The organism is Mycobacterium sp. HM-7 (assembly GCF_053852335.1).
Genome location: NZ_CM132657.1, coordinates 5,183,368 through 5,206,021 on the forward strand (window position 1 = coordinate 5,183,368; position 22,654 = coordinate 5,206,021).

At 66.4% G+C, this 22,654-nt stretch carries 21 protein-coding genes and 1 riboswitch; of the genes, 8 read left to right on the top strand and 13 right to left on the bottom strand.

Annotated elements, in window-relative coordinates:
* Window positions 1-38: 38 nt before the first annotated feature.
* Window positions 39-3,089: an MMPL family transporter gene (locus tag ACWW1C_RS25035; RefSeq protein ID WP_455980768.1), complete on the top strand. Its 3,051-nt coding sequence runs from the start codon at window positions 39-41 to the stop codon at window positions 3,087-3,089.
* Window positions 3,090-3,446: 357 nt separating this feature from the next.
* Window positions 3,447-4,904, top strand: a complete 1,458-nt coding sequence (locus ACWW1C_RS25040) for an HNH endonuclease signature motif containing protein (RefSeq protein WP_455980769.1) — start codon at window positions 3,447-3,449, stop codon at window positions 4,902-4,904.
* A gap of 33 nt (window positions 4,905-4,937) precedes the next feature.
* Here the strand turns inward: ACWW1C_RS25040 and ACWW1C_RS25045 are convergent, their stop codons facing one another.
* The 10 genes from ACWW1C_RS25045 to ACWW1C_RS25090 all read right to left on the bottom strand — a co-directional run bounded on the left by ACWW1C_RS25045 (window position 4,938) and on the right by ACWW1C_RS25090 (window position 12,736).
* Window positions 4,938-5,261, bottom strand: a complete 324-nt coding sequence (locus ACWW1C_RS25045; protein ID WP_455980770.1) for a hypothetical protein — start codon at window positions 5,259-5,261, stop codon at window positions 4,938-4,940.
* A 132-nt stretch (window positions 5,262-5,393) separates the two neighbouring features.
* Window positions 5,394-5,894, bottom strand: a complete 501-nt coding sequence (locus ACWW1C_RS25050) for a nitroreductase family deazaflavin-dependent oxidoreductase (protein WP_455980771.1) — start codon at window positions 5,892-5,894, stop codon at window positions 5,394-5,396.
* Between the two features lie 114 nt (window positions 5,895-6,008).
* Window positions 6,009-6,629 (bottom strand): hypothetical protein, encoded by a 621-nt coding sequence (locus tag ACWW1C_RS25055; RefSeq protein WP_455980772.1) that lies wholly within the window; start codon window positions 6,627-6,629, stop codon window positions 6,009-6,011.
* A gap of 150 nt (window positions 6,630-6,779) precedes the next feature.
* Window positions 6,780-7,091, bottom strand: coding sequence for a type II toxin-antitoxin system Phd/YefM family antitoxin (locus ACWW1C_RS25060; protein WP_455980773.1), 312 nt, complete (start codon window positions 7,089-7,091; stop codon window positions 6,780-6,782).
* Between the two features lie 196 nt (window positions 7,092-7,287).
* Window positions 7,288-7,590 carry a hypothetical protein gene (locus tag ACWW1C_RS25065; protein ID WP_455980774.1) on the bottom strand — a complete coding sequence of 101 codons (303 nt, stop codon included), beginning with the start codon at window positions 7,588-7,590 and terminating at the stop codon, window positions 7,288-7,290.
* Between the two features lie 90 nt (window positions 7,591-7,680).
* Window positions 7,681-8,451, bottom strand: a complete 771-nt coding sequence (locus ACWW1C_RS25070; protein ID WP_455980775.1) for a MerR family transcriptional regulator — start codon at window positions 8,449-8,451, stop codon at window positions 7,681-7,683.
* 9 nt (window positions 8,452-8,460) lie between these two features.
* Window positions 8,461-9,945, bottom strand: a complete 1,485-nt coding sequence (locus ACWW1C_RS25075) for a flavin-containing monooxygenase (RefSeq protein ID WP_455980776.1) — start codon at window positions 9,943-9,945, stop codon at window positions 8,461-8,463.
* A 12-nt stretch (window positions 9,946-9,957) separates the two neighbouring features.
* A complete protein-coding gene (locus ACWW1C_RS25080) occupies window positions 9,958-10,878 on the bottom strand; it encodes a ferritin-like domain-containing protein (RefSeq protein ID WP_455980777.1) in 921 nt (306 codons plus the stop codon).
* 11 nt (window positions 10,879-10,889) lie between these two features.
* Entirely contained in the window at window positions 10,890-11,747 is an 858-nt protein-coding gene (locus ACWW1C_RS25085) for an SDR family NAD(P)-dependent oxidoreductase (protein WP_455980778.1), read from the bottom strand.
* On the bottom strand, window positions 11,747-12,736 hold the full coding sequence (locus ACWW1C_RS25090) for an alpha/beta hydrolase (RefSeq protein ID WP_455980779.1): 990 nt from the start codon (window positions 12,734-12,736) through the stop codon (window positions 11,747-11,749). The genes ACWW1C_RS25085 and ACWW1C_RS25090 overlap by 1 nt, the downstream gene beginning before the upstream one ends.
* An 88-nt stretch (window positions 12,737-12,824) precedes the next feature.
* Between ACWW1C_RS25090 and ACWW1C_RS25095 the strand changes: the two genes are divergently transcribed.
* Window positions 12,825-13,859, top strand: coding sequence for a 2Fe-2S iron-sulfur cluster-binding protein (locus tag ACWW1C_RS25095; protein WP_455980780.1), 1,035 nt, complete (start codon window positions 12,825-12,827; stop codon window positions 13,857-13,859).
* A 15-nt stretch (window positions 13,860-13,874) separates the two neighbouring features.
* Here the strand turns inward: ACWW1C_RS25095 and ACWW1C_RS25100 are convergent, their stop codons facing one another.
* Window positions 13,875-15,629 carry an MFS transporter gene (locus ACWW1C_RS25100; RefSeq protein WP_455980781.1) on the bottom strand — a complete coding sequence of 585 codons (1,755 nt, stop codon included), beginning with the start codon at window positions 15,627-15,629 and terminating at the stop codon, window positions 13,875-13,877.
* 143 nt (window positions 15,630-15,772) lie between these two features.
* Window positions 15,773-15,887: riboswitch (TPP riboswitch) on the top strand.
* On the opposite strand from ACWW1C_RS25100, the gene thiC reads away from it, so the two are divergent.
* The 5 genes from thiC to ACWW1C_RS25125 all read left to right on the top strand — a co-directional run bounded on the left by thiC (window position 15,879) and on the right by ACWW1C_RS25125 (window position 20,788).
* Window positions 15,879-17,501: a phosphomethylpyrimidine synthase ThiC gene (gene thiC, locus ACWW1C_RS25105; RefSeq protein WP_455980782.1), complete on the top strand. Its 1,623-nt coding sequence runs from the start codon at window positions 15,879-15,881 to the stop codon at window positions 17,499-17,501. It overlaps the preceding riboswitch by 9 nt.
* Window positions 17,502-17,508: 7 nt before the next feature.
* Window positions 17,509-18,342: a bifunctional hydroxymethylpyrimidine kinase/phosphomethylpyrimidine kinase gene (gene thiD / locus ACWW1C_RS25110; RefSeq protein ID WP_455980783.1), complete on the top strand. Its 834-nt coding sequence runs from the start codon at window positions 17,509-17,511 to the stop codon at window positions 18,340-18,342.
* A complete protein-coding gene (locus ACWW1C_RS25115) occupies window positions 18,339-18,992 on the top strand; it encodes an alpha/beta hydrolase family protein (RefSeq protein ID WP_455980784.1) in 654 nt (217 codons plus the stop codon). Before thiD ends, ACWW1C_RS25115 begins: the two co-directional genes overlap by 4 nt.
* 14 nt (window positions 18,993-19,006) lie before the next feature.
* On the top strand, window positions 19,007-20,494 hold the full coding sequence (locus ACWW1C_RS25120) for a flavin-containing monooxygenase (protein ID WP_455980785.1): 1,488 nt from the start codon (window positions 19,007-19,009) through the stop codon (window positions 20,492-20,494).
* Between the two features lie 15 nt (window positions 20,495-20,509).
* Complete coding sequence (locus ACWW1C_RS25125) at window positions 20,510-20,788, top strand: hypothetical protein (RefSeq protein WP_455980786.1); 279 nt, start codon at window positions 20,510-20,512, stop codon at window positions 20,786-20,788.
* Here ACWW1C_RS25125 and ACWW1C_RS25130 read toward each other — a convergent pair.
* The gene (locus ACWW1C_RS25130; protein ID WP_455980787.1) at window positions 20,785-21,975 is read right to left on the bottom strand and encodes an MFS transporter; all 1,191 of its coding nucleotides are present in this window, start codon (window positions 21,973-21,975) and stop codon (window positions 20,785-20,787) included. The genes ACWW1C_RS25125 and ACWW1C_RS25130 overlap by 4 nt on opposite strands.
* Window positions 21,972-22,610, bottom strand: coding sequence for a GntR family transcriptional regulator (locus ACWW1C_RS25135; RefSeq protein ID WP_455980788.1), 639 nt, complete (start codon window positions 22,608-22,610; stop codon window positions 21,972-21,974). Before ACWW1C_RS25135 ends, ACWW1C_RS25130 begins: the two co-directional genes overlap by 4 nt.
* Window positions 22,611-22,654 lie beyond the last annotated feature (44 nt).

The window sequence follows — 22,654 nt, forward strand, 5'->3', positions numbered from 1 at the left end:
GAACGGTGTAGTTCGGGTCTCGAATCGAGGGGGTCCGGGTGGGACACAACAGCCGGTTTTTCGGCACCACCAGCCGTTTCTGTGCGAAATGGGCGTGGTTGATCATCGGTTTCTGGGTGGCGTTGGCCGGCCTCCTGAACGTGACCATCCCGCAGCTCGAGCAGACCGTCGCAGCGCGCTCGGCGCCGTTCATGCCGACCAACATCAAGGCGGCGCAGACCCTACGTGAGATGTCCGACGCCTTCGGCGTCCCCCGGTCGTCCGCTGTCGGCAGCGTGGTGCTGGTCGATGAGCACGGCATCGACGCGGCCGACGAAGCCCTGTACCGGAACATCGTCACCACCCTGCAGCGGGACAAGACCAACGTCGCCTACGTGCTCGACACCTACGACAATCCGCAGTTGCGCGACATCGCGCTCAGCCCGGACCACAAGGCGATCAACCTGGTCCTCGCCGGCACCGGTGACGTCGGATCGACCAAGGCGCACAAGAACACCATCGATATCCGCGATCAGCTCAACGCGCTGCCCAAACCACCCGGAGTCGGGGTGTATCTCACCGGGCCGTCACCGACGCTGGCAGATCTGTTCAGCGCCATGGATTTTTCACTGCTGATCATCACCGCGGTGTCCGTCCTGCTGATCACACTGGTACTGCTGATGGTCTATCGGTCCCTGCCCACTGCCATGGTTCCGTTGCTGACCATCGGCATCGCCCTCGGCGTGGCCCGCCCGATCGTGTCACTGCTCGGCATGACCGGGGTCCTCACCGTCTCTAACTTCACCATCTCCCTGATGACGGCGATGCTGCTCGGTGCCGCCACCGACTACGCCATCTTCATCCTGGCGGGCTATCACGAGGCCCGGCGTAGCCAGGTGCCCGTCACCGATGCGATAGCGCAAGCCGGACAGCGGGTTTCGGGCATCCTGATCGCGTCGATGCTGACCATCGCAGCGGCCGCCACGGCGATGGGGTTCACCGAGCTGGGCATGTTCAAGGCCGCCGGTCCGCCGATCGCCATTGCCATCGTCGTCGGCCTGGCCGTCTCGATGTCACTGCCCTACGCCCTACTCTCGCTTCTGGGAAGGCGTGGCCTGGCCGAACCCCGGCCCCTCAACGACCGCCGGTGGCGCCGGATCGGATCGACCATGATCCGCCGCTCCGGAGTGCTGGTGACGGCGTCGATGGTGCTGTTGCTCGCTGCCGCATCGGTTCTCACGACCTTCCGGGTGAACTTCGACGAGAACTCCATGCAGCTCGACAACACCGAGAGCGCCATCGGTTACCAGAAGACCTACGCGCACTGGGGCGTCAACGAGGCGGCGCCCGAATACCTGATCGTCTCAGCCGACCACGACATGCGGAACACCGACGATCTGGCCGCGCTGGACCGGGTCGCCGGACGCCTCGCCGGCATGCCCGAGATCGCGTACGTCCGCTCGATGACGCGGCCGGCCGGAAAACAGTTGCCGCAGACCACCATCGGCTACCAGGCCGGCATCGTGGCAGACCGGCTCGGCGACGCCAAGACTCAGGTCACCAAGGCTGTCCCCGACATGCACCGGCTGGATTCCGGCGCCGCCCAGTTACGCGACGGCGCCGCCTCCGCGGTGACCCAGATTCCTCAATTGGTCTCGGGCATAAAGCAAGTCACCGGACTGGCTCATCAGGTCCTGGACGGATACCAGGCCGCAGGCGCGGGCCTCGCCACTCTGACCGACGGCACCGTGGACGTGCGCTCGGCCTTGGCCGATCTGAGTTCGTCCACCGGATTGCTCGATGCGGCATTGCAGGCCATCGACGGCAACGCGCAGGTCGCCGACGCCGGCCGACTGGTGAGTTCGGCACTCGGCTCGGCACTTTCGCCGGAGCCCGGTCCGGACTGTCTGCTGAACCCGGTGTGCAGCCGGGCCCGCGCGGACATCGCCGACCTCGACGCGATCTCCAATGGCGCGGTCAGCCGAGCGCTGCTGCAGGCCCAGCACCTCTCCGCGATCCCGCAGGTCACCGTCGACAAGGTTCGGGCCGCCGAGCCCGCCATCCGGGATGCGTTGGCCACGTTGCAGAAAATGGTGTCGAACCTGCCCGGCGGCTCACCGGCGCAGGCCCGTGTCCAGCTGACCGAGCTGGTGCGCGGCGCCGATCAGCTCAGCGCCGGGATGACCCGCCTCGCCGTCGGGCTCGACCAGGTCAAGGGCGGCGTGGACCGGGTGGTCGACATGTCCGGCCGACTCACCGACGGACTCGGCCAGGCGACGGACTATCTGACGACCTTGAGCACGCACACCGCCGAGGGCCCGGCGAGCGGCTTCTACCTTCCGCCACAGGGCTTTTCCGACCCGAAGTTCCGGGCCGCCCAGGACCTGCTGTTCTCCCCTGACGGCAAGACAGCGCGCATGCTGGTGATCTGGAAGATCAATCCGTACAGCGCCCAGGCGCTCGACACGTCCCGCGCACTGGCCCCGGCCGCGACTCAGGCCGCCTCCGGAACCTCCTTGCAGACAGCACGTTTCGCCACCACCGGTCTGGCCACGCTGTCGGCCGACATGCGGGACCAGGTGTGGCACGACTTCGCCCTGTACGGCATCGTCGCGATCCTGGGCGTGCTACTGGTGTTGGTCGTGCTGCTGCGCAGCATCCTCGCGCCGGTGTTCATGGTCGCGGTGGTGACGCTGTCATTCACCGCCGCCGCCGGAGTCAGTGTGCTGGTGTGGCAGCACATCATCGGCGTCGACGTGGACTGGTCGGTGTTCCCGGTGTCCTTCATGGCGCTGATCGCCGTCGGCGCGGACTACAGCATGCTGTTTGCCGCACGCATCCGGGACGAGTCCGGCGACGGGATGATCCGCGGGATCATGCGCAGTTTCGGCAGCACCGGCAGCGTCATCACCACCGCCGGAATCGTCTTCGCGCTCACCATGTTCGCGCTGATGAGCGGCCGGGTGATCAACCTGCTGCAGATCGGGTTCACCATCGGCATCGGCCTGCTGATCGACATCACCGTGGTGCGCACCGTGCTGGTCCCGGCGGCCATGGCCATGATCGGCAACCGCATCTGGTGGCCGAGCAAGCCCAGCGCGCACCCCTAGGCGATCCTCGACGGTTAGGTGGGCTCGGCATTTCTTGCCGAGCCCATCCCGCCTTGGGCTACAGCACTCCCCCGTCCGCGCAACGATCCTTGACGATTAGGTCGACTAACCGGTACGTGCCGGTCCGACTGTCGCGGTCCGTGGATTGTTCGGTGGGCCGTCCTCCCCTGGCGGGTCGCCCCGAGGCCTGGGTGGCTAGCCGAGCTAACCGTCGACGATCCAGCCCCACCCTTCCCGCAGCGGTCTGTCGGTTCCAATCACGCTGCGCCCCTTCTATTTAGACACCCTAACCGTCGGCGATGACACGCTCGCCGCGACCGCCATTTCATGTCGGCGGGCGAGCGTATGTTCGAACACATGAGCGAATCATTTGGTGGTCCCCACGCCGCGGCCGCGGCGGTCGACGCGATCACCCTCTCGACCCGGGAGGAGAACGCCGCCGGCGCCCGCCGACTGGCGGCGATCGGTGACCTGTGGGAGCTGCGAGCCCCCGACGATGACATCGAGAAGAGGTATTGGGCGATCGACGGCTATGCCGGGCTGGTGGTCGAGGTTGCCGCCGCGTTGGGGGTGTCCCGCAAGCGGGCGCAGGCGCAGGTGGATCGGGCGGTGATGCTGCGCACCCGCCTGCCCAAGGTGGCGGCCGTCTACGCCAAAGGCCTGATCGATGCGGTGATGGTCGCGATGATCGTCGCCCGCACCGACCTGATCATCGACGACGACGTCGCCGGGCAGGTCGACGCCGACCTGGCCGCCAAGATCGTGGCGTGGGGGCGGTTGTCGAAACCGAAAATGGAACAACGCATCGACGCGATCATCGCCGCGTCCGACCAGGCGGGCGTGCACGCACCTCGACCACCGTCGCAGGCCCGCTACCTCGACATTCGCCCCTGCGGCCCGGGGGCGGCGAGCATCTGCGGAACGGTCGATGCCGCGACCGCCGCCGTGCTGGACGCTGTCCTGGATGACTTGGCCCGCGGGGTCTGCACGGACGATCCGCGCAGCCATGATCAGCGGCGTGCCGCGGCCATCGACGTCCTCGCCCGCGGCGGTCGGTTGCGGTGCGAGTGCGGGCAATCCGACTGCCCCGCCGCGGCGGTCGCGGCCGAACCGCTGGGCCCGACCGTCGGCACCCGCGCGGTCATCCACGTAATCGCTACGCCTGGGGCAGCGGATGGGCAGGCCCCAGGGTTCCTGCCCGGGTACGGGCAGATCCCCGCCGAGCAGGTGGCGCGGCTCGCCGAGGGGGCGACCATCCGCGAGGTGGACCTACCGCCGGATGCCGCCGAACCCCGCTACCGGCCCTCGGCCAAGCTCGCGGAGTTCGTGCGCTGCCGGGACCTGACCTGCCGGTTCCCGGGCTGTGACCGGCCCGCCGAGGCCTGCGACCTCGACCACACCGTGCCATATCCGGCCGGTCCGACGCATCCCTCGGACCTCAAATGCCTATGCCGGTTCCACCATTTGTTGAAAACGTTCCACGGCTGGAGCGACCACCAATACCCCGACGGAACCGTCGTCTGGGTCGCCCCCACCGGGCACACCTACATCACCAAACCCGAAGGCGCCCACTGGTATCCACAACTGGCCATACCCACCGGAACACCCGAGATCGCCGAACAACCGGTACGCACACCCGCGCGCGGCTACTGCATGCCCAAACGCCAACGCACTCGGGCCCAAGAACGCCAACAACTCGTCAACCAAGCACGCATGGTCAACGAAGAACGCATCGCCGGCGAGGAATGGCGCCGGTGCCGCGAACTCGAAATGGCCTTGGCCGCAGAGGAATGGGATGAACCCGCACCATTCTGATTGCAGAAATGCAGCCGCTCACAATCGATTTCACTACGGGCACCCCAAGAATTGGCAGGTCGCGTTGGTGTTCTCGCCCGCGACGGTGCGGTAGTGGGGGTGGCCGCCGTACCAGCCGTCTTCCGCGGTCATGCCAACGACCTGAGGTGGCGTTCCGCGATGTACCAAGTTGTACCGGTGGCAGGTCGTCCAGTCCCAGTCGACCTCGGTGAAGCCTCCGGGGACCGGCTGGCCCGGACACCAGGTACCCGAGGAGGGTTCTGCTTGGGCGGTGCCGGCGCTCAATCCGAAGGCGGCCAGACTCATTCCGCCGGACAACAGTGCCGCCGCGGCCAGTCGTGTGATTCGTCGCGTCATGTGACTCGACCTCTCTGTTTGTTCGGCGACACTGTCGTCGATCTGCTGCTTTGTGGTGAATGAAGCATGCAGCCCGGCGCTTGGGACATTCTTGGTCTGCACGCCGCCGGGGTCAGTGACCTGGTGTGCCACTCACCGTCGCTCGAGAACAAACGTCTCGATTTGCCGGTTCCCGGCCCACTCCCGTTCCTTGGTGAGGCCGGGGTAGAGATCGATACCTCTCGCCCAGATTTCTTCGCGCTCGCCGGGCCTGGCCAGGCGGGCGGTGGCGTCCCAGGTATCACCGTCGAGCGTCACCGTCGCGGCCGCATTCGCGTTGAGGTTGTGATACCAGCCGGGGTGTCTGGCATCGCCGTAGTTGGCCGCGACGACGGCGACGCCGTCGGAGTGTGGAATTCCCAAAAGTGCTACGGTGCGCGGCTTTCCCGACTTTGCGCCGGTGGTGGTCAGGATGACGGTCGGCAGGCCCGCCGCAATCCCGGCGAAACTACGCTTGCCACCGGTCAGCTTGCTGACCAGCTGGTCCAGGTGATGCGCCGTCGGCCGGAACAGCACCCGGCCGGCCTTTGTGGCCGCAAGACCGCGCATCGCCCGGTGCAGCATGTTTGCATCGTCGAAAGACTCGACTGGCATGTCAGCATTGTCTCCATGTCGACGCCGTCCGATTCCGCATTTCGCAATATTGGCGCGAGGCGGCCACTCACACGGGTTCACCGTCGTGAGCGGCCGTCGTCGCCCAGGTAGTGGCTAAACGAGTTCCGGCACCCTCAGATGAGCGAAGGCCACGTCGAACTCAGCCTCGTCGAGTTCGTCGGCGCCCGCTTCTTTCATGCGCATCTGCTTCATCGTGCGCGCCCCATCCCGGTTGCGCTCCATGGCTTCTCGGCTGTCGAACGTCGTGCAGCCCACGCCGCGGCCGGTGTTCCGATCGACCAGCAGGCTGGTACTGCAGAAGCCCTCGAGCGCCTCGCTGTCGGGCACGATGTTCATCTTGAAGTGGTCGATGGCGGCGTCGGCGTGGGCCGGGTCGACATGTCCCCATGTCACCCGCGCACATGCGCCCTCCGGGATCTGACGAGCGCGGTGCAACACGGCGATGTCCCACTCGTCGACGGTCGCGGCGCCGCCGAACATCTCGATCGCCTGTTCGCGGATCGGCCGAACCTGCTCGGCGACAGCGTTCATTTCCTCTTCTGACTGCCACGCCGTCACCGCGATGCAGCGGCCAGACTGATGGTCGGTGAGCAGCGACATGCCGACGAAGCCGTCCAGCTCTTGGAGTTTGGGCATCACTTCATCGCGGAGGTGAGCCACTCCCGCGTCGATGGCCGAGGGTTGTGCGTGAATAGTGGTAGAGCGTGCGTACACGGCCCACCCCCTCTATATCGGGGCAGCGCCCCAGCGGCGCCGCCGGTCCACCGAATACGTTCCTCCGATCTCCAGCGGGTAGCAATAGCCGATCGGCACACCTCATCGCTTGAGGTATTTCCTTGACGCCCAAGGCAAATTGCTGCCGAACTATGCCTCGGATACCCGGGTAATTCTGGCGGCCGACTGACCGTGATCGTAAATTTCGACGACGGCACCATTGGCCACCATGTTCAGGTAACGACCAGCCGCGGCACGGAACGCCGGAAGGGCTACCCGAATCGCCAAGTAGCCTGGCGAAGGCAGCCGACGGCGCCGTTCCTGAATCGGACGCTCCGGGGGATGGATCGACGCCACATCAATGCCTCTACGTCTGACCGTGATTGACTCACCACTTGCGGCAAGTTCGAGATAATACCTTGTGGCACTGCGCAGTTGACCGATGCCGATGGTGCGGTTCATAGCCGTTCGCCGCCAGGCCTGTCAGCCGAACACGCCGGTCACGGGGACCAGGGATCTAGTTGCGGGCGTCTCCACATCAGCCAATGACGTTCCCCTATTCCCTTGGCGCCGTTGACACCCCGGCAGCAGTATACCGATCGGTCTACTCGCTACTCGACGCTAACGCCCCGCCGCAACGGTTGTCAATGGGGTTGTGCTAGCTCCGCTTGCCGCCGGGTATCCGGTCGACGAACCACCCGAGCCGAGCCACCGTGTTGTCGAGGGGCTCCACGACTTCGGCGAGTCGCTGCAGGCTCGGCAGGGTCGCGGCAATCGAATTCGCGCCGAACGCGATCTTCTCGGCGGACGTGTCGATGCCGGCCGCGGCCTCGGTCAGGGTCGTGATCTGGCTGGCGATCAATTCCGCGTGCCGGTCGATACCGGCAGCACTCACGCTCAGAGCAGCGATGTTGTCGGCGATGTATTGCGACGACTTCCGTAGCTCGGCGACGTCATCCATCAACGCGAACACTGCTTGGACGAGTGACTTCGGTCCGCGTCGCTTCCGTTTGCCGGACTCAGCCCCAGCTTCGTGTGCCCCTGCCATGACTCACGCCTTCCGTTCGGCAGGAGCCCCCTGATCCTTGGCCTCCTGCTGGTACTGCCGAAGCTCGGCCCGCACCGCTTCATCTAACGCGCGGTCAAGGCTAGCGTGGGCAGATCGGCGAGATACGCGGCGCATGGCGTCGATGAGATCGGCGGCCCAGGCAAGCTCGACGTCGTTGCTGGGGTACCAGCCCGGCCCCCGCTGCCGGACCACCTCGGTGTGTCCGGCCCGGGTCATGGCCCGGGCCGCGTCGTCGAGCTTCTTGTCGACCGCCGTAGTGGTCTTCAGGATCGCCGCCAATGGCATGCCGCGGGAGATGAGCCTGGCGAAGTCGTCGATCACGCGGCGGTCGGGGACCAGGTAGGTGTCCTTGTCGTCCGTGGACTCGATGATCCGACCGGCGACCAGCCGGCGGATGGTCGCACCGTCCAGCCGGCCGAGCTGCATCTCCAACTCTTGGCGCGTCATGGTCTGTGCCTCGGGATTCGACCACGGCGCGATAACCAGCTCCTCGAGCTCGGCCAGGTCCAGCACCTCGACGAGCCCCTCACCGCGCTGCAGGCCGGTGAGGAACTTGAGGATGTGTTTGACGGTGAAGCCCTCGCTGAGCAGGCGGACGATCGCCTGCAACTGGCTCAGGTGCCGGTCGGTGTAGATCGCGACCCGGCCCCGGCGCTGAGGCCGGGGCAGCAGGCCGCTCTCCTGGTAGACGCGGACGTTCCGGGTTGTCGTCCCCGCTTCGCGCGCGAGGTCGTCGATCCGGTACTCAGCCACCAGCGGATTCTATGCGGTCAGGACTGACGCACCGCTGGTCTGTTCAGCAGTGATCTTGAAGTCGTGCAGATTGACGCTCTTCAACTGGTTGACGTACTGGGTGGCGAACCCGGGGAACATCGTCGCGTTGAAACCGTCGTCGGTCAGGTACCAGCTCTGGCAGCCGGAGTTCCACGTCGTGGATTGCAGCCGCTGCTGGATGTCCTCGTTGTAGCTGGCCTGCACCTCGGGCCGTACGTCGAGCGCCTTCCAGCCGAACTGCAGCAGCTTCGAGATGGCCTCGACGATGTAGTCGATCTGCGCCTCCATGTACACCAATGCGGAGCTGTGGCCGGGGCCCGAGTTGGGTCCGAAGGTGAAATACAGGTTCGGATAACCGGATACCGCGACACTGCGGTAGGCGTACGCGCCCCGGCTCCATTCCGCGGCCAGCTCCCTGCCGTCGATGCCGATGACGGGGAACGGGGTGCCGGCCTTGGACACCTCGAAGCCCGTGGCGAACACGATGGCGTCGAATTGGTGCTCGACGCCCTCCACAGTGCGAATTCCCTTGGGCGACAACCGGGCAATGGGCCAGGTCACCAGCTTGCAGTTGTCGGCCTGCAGTGCCGGGTAGTAGTCGCTGGTCATCAACAGCCGCTTGCAGCCGGCCGAGAAGTCCGGCTTCAGCTGGCGACGCAGCCACGGATCCTTGACCTGCATACGCAGGTTCGCCAGGCTCAGCGCCTCGACCACCCGCGTGAACGGGCTGTCCCAGACCACGCCGAGCGCGACCGACTCATGGCCCCAGAACCAGGCAGAGCGGGCAAGCTTCTCGGCGAAGGGCACGTCTTTGTAGATTCGCTTCAGCCAACCGGAGGTGGAGCTGTTGGCACGCGGGATCACCCAACCCGGGGTGCGCTGAAAGACCTTGACCGACTTGGCGACCTTCACCAGCTCCGGCACGATCTGCACACCACTGGCGCCGGTGCCGACGACCGCGACCTTCTTATCGGTGAAGTCGTAGTCGTGATCCCAACGGGCACTGTGGATCTTGTGACCCTCGTAGGTCTCGATACCGGTGATCTTCGGGAAGCTCACGTTCGCCAGCGGCCCCGAGGCGACGATGACGGTGCGCGCCCGGACCGGCTCGCGTCCCTCGAAGTTGACGGTCCATTCCCCCGCCACCTCGTCGTACTCCACACCGGTGACGTTGTGGCCGAAGCGGATGTGCGGCGCGATACCCGCGGACTCGACCATCGTGTCGATGTAGCCGAGGATTTCGGCGCTGCCCGAGTAGGTATGTGACCATTCGGGGTTGGGCGCGAAGCTGTACGAGTACAAACGCGACGGAATGTCGCACGCCGCACCGGGATACGTGTTGTCACGCCAGGTGCCGCCGACCCGGGTACCGCGTTCGAAGATCTCGAAGTCGCTGATGCCCTGCTCTTTGAGCCGGATGGCGGCGCCGATGCCGGCGAACCCGGCACCGATGATGGCTGTCGAAAGTGTCATTGCTGTATTCCTTTACGCGACCGGCTCGTAGGTCATCTCGTTCGACCAGCTCGGCGTGTTGCGCACCAACGGCATCGGAATGGCGCCGGTGACCACCACCAGCGAGTCAGCCAGCCAGTGGTACTTCGAGGTGCGGTCGATCACCTTCTTTGCGTGCCATGAGACGAACCGGTACATGGGCACCCGGCGCGCGAAAGCGCTTCGCTCACCGACACTTTGGAAGCGGCGCATCGCCTGGTACAGGCGCTCCTCGTCGACGCCCATCGCGACGATGTTGTCGCGCATCTTGTTGAGCAGGGGGAAGTAGCTCAAGGTGCCGACGACCAGCGCCGGGTTCATCCAGCTGCCGACGAAATCGACGGCCAGCTTGCGCATGCCCGAGTGCCCGATGATGTCCATCACCTCGAAATCGACGGCGAGGTGGCGGGATTCGTCGGAGTTGATCCGCTTGAACACTTCCTGCGCCACCGGATCCTTGACCTCATCGGTGATGAATTTGATGAGCGCGCCGTCCAGCGCCACTTCGAGCATGGGGATGACGGTGCCGAGGATCGACAGCGACATGCCGTCGGAGAACTTGTCGAGCCAGGTGATCACCAGCTGCACGTTGACGCTCGGCGGCGGCACCTCGTCGTTCTCGAGCATGCCCCAGCGCCGCATCAGCGCCAGCTCGGCGTTGGCGTGCTTCTGCTCCTCGGCATGGAAGTGCTCGTAGATGCTCTTGAGCGTCGGCGTCGGGGCCTTCTTGGCGAGCGCGGCGAAGCCACGGGCACCGACGTTCTCGATCCACATCAGATCGGTCATGAACGGCTTGAGCTTGGCCCACAGTTCGGGCTCGATCAGCTCGGCTCCCGGGGCATCCCAGTCGATGTCGGCCAGGGCCCACTGCTTGTCTTTGATCCGCTGCAACATCTCATCGAGATCCATTGCCATGATGTGTCCTTTCAGTTCTCGGGAAGAAGTCGGCCGAGCAGTCCGGCGCCGCGGACGTACAGGGCGGGGAAGTGTCGCTTGAGGTGCCAGATGACGGTGGCGTCGAGTTGGGGCACCACGTACAGGCGGCCGCCGTCGTGCGCGTCCAGGGTGCGGGCGGCGACGTTGTCTGCGGACAGGCCGGTCCAGCGGGCCAGCTGTTGGCTCAGGCTCATCGAGCCGGGCGTGATGCGGCCGTCGGTGAAGACGTTGGTTTTCACGAAGGTTGGGCACAGCACGGTGACGGCGACGTCCGTGCCGTCGAGTTCGGCGGCCAGGGTTTCGGACAGCGACATCACGCCGGCCTTGGAGACGTTGTAGGCCGCCATCGACGGCGCGGCGGCGAATCCGGCCGCCGAGGCCACGTTGATGATGCCGCCCTTGCCGGCCTCCCGCAGCAGCGGAGTGAAGACCTCGCAGCCGTAGACAACGCCCCACAGGTTGATGCCGAGGGCCCAGTCCCAGTCCTCGAAGCCGATGTCGCCCACCGGTTTTCCGCCGATGCCGACACCGGCGTTATTGATCACCAGGGTCGGTGCGCCGCCGAAGATCTCCTGCGCCTGCTTGGCCAGCAGTTCGATGGCGGTGCGGTCGGACACGTCGCACTGCACGGCGTGACCCTTGCCGGTCGGCAGCTGCTCGATCAGCGCGACGGTCTCGTTGGCGCGCTCCATGCTGATGTCGGCACAGATGATCTCGCCACCCCGCCGCGCCAGCTCCAGGGCGAACGATCGCCCGATGCCGCTGCCGGCGCCGGTGACCACCGCCTTCGCCTTGTCCGAGCGGCGTTGGCCGCGAAAGACATTGAGGATCGTATCGAGGCCGATCATCAGCTCACCTCTTCGAGTTTGTTGGATCGTCTGTAGGCATCGGCAATGAAGGCCGCGGCACGGCCCAGAGCCGGTGCGGCTTCCGGGGCCAGATGCGGCAGGGCCTGGAAGACGTGCACCATGCCGGGCCAGACCTCGAGCGTGCTGGCGCCGCCGACCCGCCGCAGCTCCGCATCGAGGTAACGGGCGTCGGCGCGCAGCATCTCGAAGCCACCGACCTGAATCAGAATGGGCGGCAACAAGTCCGCTTTCGTGAAGTCGAGTCGCAGTCGCGGATCAGCCAGGTTCTGGCCTTCGGTGTACAGCCCGACCATGCGGGCAGCCGCGCTCGCCGACATCGCCGGATCGCGGTACGTCGCCTTCTCCTGTTCCAGGGCGAGCCCGAGCGTCACGTCGATCAGTGGCGAGAACAACACCACTCCCGCAGGCCGGAAGTTCGCGTCGCCGGCATGCGCCAGCAGCATGTCGCACGTCAGGTGGCCACCGGCCGAGTCGGCGCCCATCACGATGTCGGAGGCCGCATAGCCTTCCGACAGCAGCCAGCGGTATCCGGCTTCGACGTCTTCGGCCGCAGTCGGGAAGCGGTGTTCAGGGGCCAGGCGGTAGTCCACCACGAACATCGGCAGGCCGGTCGCCTCGGACAAGCGCGCCACCAGCTTGCGGTGGGTACGTGCCGAGCAGATGACGTACGCGCTGCCGTGCACGTAGTAACCGGCACGGTTGCCGAACTCCACGCCCGGGCCCAACACCCATTCGCCCCGCATCGCGGGCGTGCGAACGGGGATGATCCGGGTGCCGCCCGGCATGGACCCGAAGGTTTCCATGATGGTGGCGATGAGCCCGCGCCCGAACCACACACCGGGCTGGTTCATGGGGATCACACTGGTCAGATTCCCCAGCGTCCACCGGGCCACCGTGGCCGAAACGGTCGCACGCAGCGACGCACGGGTAGGTACTTCGGGCAACGTTGCCCGATCGGTTTCCGTCACGGCAAAAGGACACCATCGACTGTGCCATTTGTCAATGGCACAGTCAGCGGCGACAATCTGACCTGGCCCTACGACGGAAGGAATTCCCATGACCGCAACGCACGAGTTGACCGTGGTCGAGGTGATCACCGAGACGCGCGACGCCGTGTCGCTGGTCCTGGCCGCCGCGCACGATGCCCGTGAACACTTCGCCTATCAGGCCGGGCAGTTCCTGACACTGCGTATCCCGGCGTCGGACGGCGCGGTCTCGCGGTGCTACTCACTGTCGAGCAGCCCCACTACCGACGAGCACCTGAAAGTGACTGTGAAGCGCACCTCGGGCGGGCTCGCATCCAATTGGCTGTGCGACCACGCCACGGCCGGAATGACGCTGGAATCACTCACGCCCGCAGGCGCTTTCACTGTCCGCCCCGCCGAGACCGAGCTGATTTTCGTGGCCGCCGGCAGCGGCATCACGCCGGTCATCTCGATGATCCGCGCCGTACTCCTACAGTCCGCCCGCCGGGCGACACTCGTCTACGCCAACCGCGACCGTGATTCGGTCATTTTCGACGCCGAGTTGTCGGAACTGATTGCCGCGCATGCGGACCGGCTGACCATCGCCCACTGGCTCGAGTCGGAGTCCGGCCTTCCCACCGAGGCCGGGCTGCGCGCATTGCTGCCCGAGACGCCGGGCGCAGGTACCGCGGCGTATCTGTGCGGTCCGGCCGCATTCATGGATGTGGCCGCGGCAGCCCTGCACCACGCCGGCGTCGCCCGCGAGCACGTGCACCGCGAGGTTTTCGTCTCCCTGACCACGGACGCCTTCGCCAACCCAGAACGGAGTCCTTCGAGCGCCGCCGCAGAGTCCGCGGCCGCGACCGTCGAAATCGACGGCGAAACCCACGAAATCACGTGGCCCAAGACCGAAGTGTTGCTCGACACCCTCCTGGCCCGCGGCATCGACGCACCCTATGCATGCCGTGAAGGCAACTGCGGCGCCTGCGCATACACCGTCCGCGAGGGTGAGGTCAGCATGCGGATCAACGACACCCTCGACGACTACGAACTCGGCATCGGGGTCCGGCTGGCGTGCCAGTCGATACCCGAATCCGATTACCTGTCAGCCATTTTCGACCGCTGACCGGCGTGACGGAAACTAAGCCTGGTTGTCGGCGCCGGGCTCCGTCGCGTAAGTGCCCGGGTTGAACATCGACGCGACCGCGCCGAGCAGCATCATGACCGCCGCCGCGCCGAACACCACGACCAGGCCGGAGTGGAACGGTTCGGTGATCAACTGCGGGAAGAAGCTCTGGCCGGTCAGCGTGGCGGCGTTGACGCCGGGCTGTTGCAGGGCGTGGAACGGGGCCAGCAACTCGCCCACCGGGTTGTAACCCAGGAACGCCGCGAACAGGCTGCCGACGGGCGGCAATTCCGCCACCTGCTGCGCGACGTCAGCCGAAACCCCCTGCTGCTGAAGGCCACTGGACAGCGCGGCCGGCAGGGTACCGGCCAGCCCGACGACCATCAGTGAGAAGAAGATGCCGATCGACAACGAGCTGCCGGCGTTGAAGAACGTCGACCGCACACCTGAGGCCGCGCCCCGCTGATCGGCCGGCACGCTCGACATGATGGCCGCGGTGTTCGGCGCGGTGAAGATGCCACCGCCGACGCCGTTGAGGAACACCAGCAGCGCGAATTCCCAGTACTCGAAATTGACCGGGATCAACAGCAGCGCAACGAAGGTCACCGCCATGAGCAACATGCCGCCGACCGCCAAGGGCCGGGCACCGAAGCGGTCGGACAGGGTGCCGGCGACGGGCGCCGCCACCAGGAAGCCGATGGTCGCCGGCAACAGGTAGATGCCCGCCCACAGCGGGGTCGATTCGAAGTCGTAGCCGTGCAGCGGCAGCCAGATGCCCTGCAGCCAGATGATCAGCATGAACTGCAGCCCACCGCGGCCCACCGAGGACAACAGCCCGGCCAGGTTGCCCATGCCGAAGGTCGCCGACTTGAACAGTCGCATGTCGACCATCGGCGACTCGACCTTGAGCTCGACGAAGCAGAACGCGACCAACAGCAGCAGCCCGACGCCGATGGACCCGAGCACCGCGGGGCTCCCCCAGCCCGTCGGCGAATTGCCGTACGGCTGAATGCCGTACGTGATGCCGAGCAGCAGCACCGTCAGGCCGAGCCCGAACGTCACCGTGCCGGCCCAGTCCAGCTTGCCGGGCGACCGCGAGCCCAACTCGCGCAGTGAGCGGTAGCTCCAGACGGTGCCGATCACGCCGATCGGGATGCCGACCCAGAACACGGCCTTCCACTCCCACTCGGAGAGGAAGCCGCCGATCAGCAGACCGAGGAAGGACCCGGCCACGGCGGCCACCATGTTCACGCCGAGCGCCATGCCGCGCTGATTAGCAGGGAAGGCGTCGGTCAGGATCGCCGACGACGACGCCATCAGCATGGCGCCACCGACGCCTTGGATGACCCGCCAGGCGATGAGCCAGATCGCGCCGCCACCGAGGTGGAACGGATCGAACGACAGCGCGACGGCCGCCAGGGTGAAGACGACGAAGCCGAGGTTGTAGATGCGGACCCGGCCGTACATGTCCCCGAGCCGGCCGAACGGCACCACCAGGACGGCGGTGACCACGAGGTAGCCCATCAGCATCCACAGCAGGTAGCTGACGTTGCTCGGCGCCAGCGGGTTCAGCCCGATGCCCCGGAAGATGGCGGGCAGCGAGATCAGCACGATCGACGCGTTGATGGTGGCCAGCAGCGTGCCCAGCGTGGTGTTGGACAGTACGACCCACTTGTAATGCGGGTGGTCGTGGTCCATCTGGACGCGGCGGCGGGCGGTTGCCGCGAGCGCGGTGTCACTCTGCTCGGTGAGCTCGGTTTCAGTCGTCATCAGTCGGGTTCGCTCCAATATCAGAAAAACATATGTTAGCTATACAAACGACCTCATGACAATTCGATTCCCGGTATACGGGCATCTCAAGCTGTGCGTTACGTACGAGTTGGTGTGACGCAGGAAACCATCCGTTACGGTGGACCTGTCCGCGCGGGAGCGCACACCTTGGTGCGCTGAGAGGACGGCTGTATGGCGCCGTCGACCGTATGAACCTGACCGGGTAATGCCGGCGTAGGGAGTAAGCAGATGTCCACAATTGCTGTATTCAACGACCTTTCCTGCGGCCCCATCCAGGGCAGCACCAAGGTTTACCGGGAGCTTCCCGACGGCGGGAAGGTCCCGTTCCGGCGGGTCAACCTGACCACCGGCGACCACCTCGACCTGTACGACACCTCGGGTCCGTACACCGACGAGACCGCCACCATCGACCTGGAGAAGGGCCTGCCCGCCCGCCCCGGCGTCGTCAAAGACCGCGGCACCCAGCTGCAGCGTGCCCGCAACGGCGAGATCACCGCCGAGATGGCCTTCATCGCCGAGCGTGAGGGGGTGCCAGCCGAATTAGTTCGGCAAGAAGTTGCGATCGGCAGAGCCATCATTCCTGCCAACCACAACCACCCCGAGCTGGAGCCGATGATCATCGGCAAGGCCTTCGCCGTGAAGGTCAACGCCAACATCGGCAACAGCGCCGTCACCTCCTCGATCTCCGAAGAGGTCGACAAGATGGTGTGGGCCACCCGCTGGGGCGCCGACACGATCATGGACCTGTCCACCGGTAAGGACATCCACCAGACCCGCGAGTGGATCCTGCGCAACTCCCCCGTCCCGGTGGGCACCGTGCCGATCTACCAGGCGCTGGAGAAGGTCAACGGCGATCCCACCCTGCTGACCTGGGAGCTGTACCGCGACACCGTCATCGAGCAGTGCGAGCAGGGTGTCGACTACATGACCGTGCACGCCGGCGTGCTGCTGCGCTACATCCCGCTGACGGTCAAGCGCGTCACCGGCATCGTCTCCCGCGGCGGCTCGATCATGGCGGCGTGGTGCCTGGCGCACCACCAGGAGTCGTTCCTGTACACACACTTCGAAGAGCTGTGCGAAATCCTGCAGCGCTACGACGTCACCTTCTCCCTCGGTGACGGTCTGCGTCCCGGCTCGATCGCCGACGCCAACGACGAGGCCCAGTTCGCCGAGCTGACCACCCTGGGCGAGCTCACCAAGATCGCGAAAAACCATGGCGTGCAGGTGATGATCGAGGGCCCGGGTCACGTCCCGATGCACAAGATCGTCGAGAACGTGCGCCTGGAAGAGGAACTCTGCGAAGAGGCCCCGTTCTACACGCTGGGCCCGCTGGCCACCGACATCGCGCCCGCGTACGACCACATCACCTCGGCCATCGGCGCGGCGATCATCGCCCAGGCCGGTACCGCGATGCTGTGCTACGTCACCCCGAAGGAACACCTGGGCCTGCCCAACCGCAAGGACGTCAAGGACGGGGTGATCGCCTACAAGATCGCCGCGCACGCCGCTGACCTGGCCAAGGGGCACCCCGGCGCCCAGGACCGCGACAACGCGCTGTCGCAGGCCCGCTTCGAGTTCCGCTGGCACGACCAGTTCGCGCTGTCGCTCGACCCGGACACCGCCCGCGAGTACCACGACGAGACGCTGCCCGCCGAGCCCGCCAAGACCGCGCACTTCTGCTCGATGTGCGGCCCGAAGTTCTGCTCGATGCGCATCACTCAGGACATCCGCGACGCCTACCCGGACGGGGTCGCACCCGATTACGCGGATGAGATCGCGCAGGGCATGGCCGAGAAATCACAGGAGTTCGCCGACCACGGGAACCGCGTGTATCTACCCTTGGCTCCGTGATGTCGAAGTGAACTTCCTGCCCTTGACCCCGCCGGGCCAGACGCCCCTGCGGGTGATGACCATTGCCGGTTCGGATTCCGGCGGTGGCGCCGGCATCCAGGCCGACCTGCGCACCTTCGCGATGCTCGGCGTGCACGGGTGCGTCGCCGTCGCCGCGGTGACGGTGCAGAACTCGGTGGGGGTCAAGGGTTTTCACGAGCTGCCGCTGGACATCATCAGCGGCCAGATCACCGCAGTGGCCGACGACATCGGCATCCAGGCCGCCAAGACCGGCATGCTGGCCTCGGCCGAGATCATCGGTGCGGTCGCGGACACGTGGCAGAGTCTCGACGGCGATATCCCATTGGTCGTCGACCCGGTGTGCGCGTCGATGCACGGTGACCCGCTGCTGCACCCGAGCGCGCTGGATTCGGTTCGCACCCAGCTGTTTCCGATCGCCACCCTGGTCACCCCGAACCTCGACGAGGTGCGGCTGATCACCGGCATCGACGTCGTGGACGAGGCCAGCCAGCGCGACGCCGCCAAGGCCCTGCACGACCTGGGCCCGAAATGGGCCCTGGTCAAGGGCGGGCATCTGCGGTCCAGCGATCAGAGCCCGGACCTGCTGTACGACGGCAGTGACTTCCACGAGTTCACCACCGAGCGCATCGACACCGGTCATGACCACGGCGCCGGCGACACGCTCGCCGCGGCCACGGCTTGCGCACTGGCACATGGTTTTTCGGTGCCCGACGCGGTGGCGTTCGGCAAGAGCTGGGTGACCGAATGCCTGCGGGCCGCCTATCCGCTGGGTCACGGCCATGGTCCGGTCAACGCGCTCTTCCGGTTGCAGCAGCGATGAGCGCTCGCGCGAAGAGCATCCAGTCAGCGCTTGAGACCATCGCGGGCGTCGCGCACGAGCCCTCCGGCACGCCCAAGGGCACGGTCCTGCTCACCCACGGCGCCGGCGGCAACCGCGATGCGCCGCTGATCATCCGGCTCTGCGACGAATGGGCCCGCCACGGCTGGCTCGCGATCCGTTACAACCTGCCCTACCGGCGCCGCCGCCCGAAGGGGCCGCCGTCCAACTCGGCGGCATCGGATCAGCAGGGCATCATCGAGGCCATCGAACTGGCGCACACGCTGACCGATGGGCCGGTCATCGCCGGCGGCCATTCCTACGGTGGCCGGATGACGTCGATGGTGGCGGCTCAGGGCGCCGACCTGGCGGCGCTGACGCTGTTCTCCTATCCCTTGCACCCGCCCGGCAAGCCCGAGCGCGCGCGCACCGAGCACCTCGGCCAGATCGAGGTCCCGACGGTCTTCACGCATGGCACGGCGGACCCGTTCGGCAGCATCGACGAGCTCACCGCCGCGGCCCAGCTGATCCCGGCGCCGACAGAGCTCATCGAGATCACCGGGGCCCGGCATGACCTGGGATCCAAAACCCTGGACGTCCCCGCGCTGGCGGTTGCCGCGGCTCTTGTGTTCGTGGCGCGAAGCGGTACCTGAGGTACCGTCTGACTATGACGACGCAGCAGTTCGACGCGGTCATCGTCGGCGCAGGGTTTGCCGGTATCGGTGCGGCCATCCAGCTCAAACGACTCGGGATCGAGAACTTCACCATCCTGGAGCGCGAGGACGACCTCGGCGGCACCTGGTACGTCAACCACTACCCCGGCCTCGCGGTGGACGTGCCCACCACCACCTACTCGTACTTCTTCGAGCCCAACCCGAACTGGTCGCGCCTGTTCACCCCGGGCCCCGAGATCAAGCGGTACGCCGACGACGTCGCGGCCAAGTACGACGTGCGCCGGCACATCCAGTTCAACGTCGTCGTCAACGGCGCCCGCTGGGACGAGGAGGCCTCGCTCTGGCGCATCAGCGTCGCCGACGGCGGGACCCTCAGCGCCCGCTATCTGATCACTGCCACGGGCTTCCTGTCGCAGCCGAACATCCCGGCGATTGCGGGTATCGAGAGCTTCGACGGCCGTGTCATCCACACCACCGACTGGGACGACGACTACGACCCGGCGGGCAAGCGCGTCGCGGTCATCGGCACCGGCGCCACCGCCGTGCAGTTGATCCCCGAACTGGCCAAGACCGCCGCCGACCTCACGGTGTTCCAGCGCACGCCGATCTGGGTGGTCCCCAAGATCGACCCGCGCTTCGGCGCCCGGGCCAAGAAGATGTTCGCCCGATTCCCGTTGACGCAGCGCGTACTTCGCTGGCTCACCGACTCGATCTACGAGGTCATGGTGTCCGTCGGGGTCCGGCACTACGGCATGTTCCGCGGCCGCTTCAACATCTCGGCATCCGACCTGTCGAAGATGCACCGGTTCTTCGTCATCCGCGACAAGGAGCTGCGCCGCCGGCTGACCCCGGACTACGACTTCGGTTGCAAGCGGCCGACTTTCAGCAACGGCTACTACCAGGCCTTCAACCGGCCCAATGTGCACCTGCAGGACGCCGGCATCGACCACATCGTCGCCGACGGCATCATCGGCAACGACGGCGTCAAGGTCGAGATCGACACCTTGGTGCTCGCCACCGGTTTCGACCTGTGGGAGGCCAACTTCCCGGCCATCGAGGTGATCGGCCGCGAGGGCCGCGATCTCGGAAAGTGGTGGCGCGAAACGCGTTTCCAGGCTTATCAGGGCGTTTCGATGCCGTACTTCCCGAACTACCTGAGCCTGGCCAGCCCGTACGCCTTCCTGGGGTTGAACTTCTTCAACACCATGGAGTACCAGATGCGGCTGATGGACCGGCTTTTCACCGAGGTCAAGCGGCGCGGTGCGACGACGTTCGAAGTCACCGAGGAAGCCAACACGACATTCCTCGACCGGATGACCGAACTGCTCGGCGACTCGCTGTTCACCCTCGGCAACTGCGCCAGCGCCCACTCGTATTACTTCAACCCCGCGGGCGAGCCCACGCTGCTGCGGCCGTCGTCGACCGAGACGGCGATCCGCGAAGCATCCGAATTTCCGTTGAGCGACTACAAGATTTCGTGATCAGAGAGGACCACAGTGACCGACGCCGCTAAGAACACCGCTGGGAAGAAGGGCCTGCTTGCCGGGATCGGCTTGGCCCTGGCCGGGCTGGCGCACTTCGTCAAGCCGGAGCTGTTCCAATCCATCACCGCGACGGCGTTCCCGCAGGACATCGACAAGCACCTCAAGATCAACGGATCGATCGAGACGGCGCTCGGCGTCGGCCTGATCGTGCCGCAGACCCGCAAGGTCGCGACCGTCGGCGTGATCGGCTACGTCCTCTACCTGGCTGCCAACGTCTTCCGTAACCGCTAAGCGCGGGCCGGCAGGTGTTTGGACCAGCCTGCCGCGCAAATCACGGTGCACACTGCCGCCAGTAGACCGACCACGGTGAGCATCGCCGGGTAGCTGACGTAGTGGGCCAGTGCGGCGAGCACCGCCGGCAGCAGGAAGCCCACGTACGCCAACGAGTAGTACACGCCGGACACCCCGGCCAACTCGTGGGGTTTGGCGATGCGCTGAATCTCCAGCAGCCCCGACACGATGGCGATGCCGTAGGCACTGCCCAGCAGCATGGCCACCAGCACCGCGATGGCCGGTGAGCGCGTCACCGCGGTGGCAACCGCGGCGAACACTCCCGCAGACATCAGCACCATGGACACCACGACAGCGCGGGCGCTGGAATGGTCATCGAGCCGCCGGGCGACCGGCTGCACCAGCACGCCACAAGCGAGCGTCAGCACCGTGAGGCCCGCGGTGTACAGCAGCGCCCACGAGCCGAGTCGGTCGGCGACCAGGGCCGGCACGATGGCATACGCGATGGCCGCGGAGCCGAACACCCACGGCGCCATCGGAGCCACCACGCGGACGAAGCGGCGGTGCGTGGCAGCCGGAACCCGCAACTGGGACAACAGGTCTCCGCTGACGCGAGCACCCCGGGTCTCCACCGTGCGGGTCAACACCAGCCAGAGCGCGGGCGCACACAGCGCCGCCTGTACCAGATATGTCAGGGTCAACGGCAACGGCGCGAACTGCGCCAGCAGACCCGAGCACAAGGGGCCGATCGCCAGCCCCAGCGACAGCCAGATCGAAGCCCGGCGAGCGCCGGCGCCCGACGGGGCCGTGTCATACGGCGGTGCGGACAACTCCGCGATCCAGGTCGAGCCGACAGCCATTGCGACGCCGACACTGAGCCCACAGAGCAGCCGGCCCACGAAAAGTGCTGGGAATCCGCCCAATTCGCCGGTCGCGAGAATCAGACTGCCCAGTGCCGAGCTGAGCAGCCCGGCGATCATCAGTGGGCGCCGGCCGTAGCGGTTCGACATGGCGGCCGCGACCAGCAGGCCCGGGATCAGGCCCAGCACGTAGGCACCCAGCAGGACGTCGACATCCACGCGCGAGTATCCGGCGCGGTGCACGTATTCGATCAGCATCGGGGTGAACTGGTTTCCGCCCCAACCGATGCAGAAGACCCCGGCGGCAACGGCGAGCCACGGCTTCATCGCAGCACCACCTCATACGTCGACTCGAGGTGCGCCAGCAGTCGGGCGTCGAACGCCGCCGCGTCGCGGGCGTCGATGGTCTGGGCCAGCTCGGCGTGCTCGGCGATGAGCCGGTCCACGAGGGTTCGGTCGGCCTGCACCGCGTCGGCCATCATCCGGCGCTGCCGGTCCCCCAGCGAGCCGTAGAACCGCTGCGCGATGCAGTTGCCCGCGGCGTCCACGATGTGCCGGTGGAAGGCGTCGTCGAGCTCGGCGAACCGCACCAGGTCGGCAGCGGCGTCGCGCTGCTGGTCGATCAGACGGGCAAGCTCGGCCGCGGCCGCCTGCGCGGTGACCTCGGAACGACAGAGCCGGCGCACCGCGCTGCCCTCCAGCGCCAGGCGCATCTCGAGCAGGTCGGTGGCTTCGCGCGGCGGGATCGGCACGACGACCGCGCCCCGGCGGGGCAACAGGTCGAGCAGGTCCTCGGCGGCCAGGCGCAGGAAGGCCTCGTGCACCGGGGTCCGGCTCACGCCGAGCTCCGCCGCGACCTCGACCTCGCTCAGCAGCTGCCCGCCTTTTACCGCGCCGACCAGGATCTTGGTTTTGGTATCCCGGTAGGCGCGCTCGCTGGCGGGGGTCTGCTCGATGGCCACCTGACGACGCTATCAACTTGCATGCAAGGTTGCATACAAGTTGC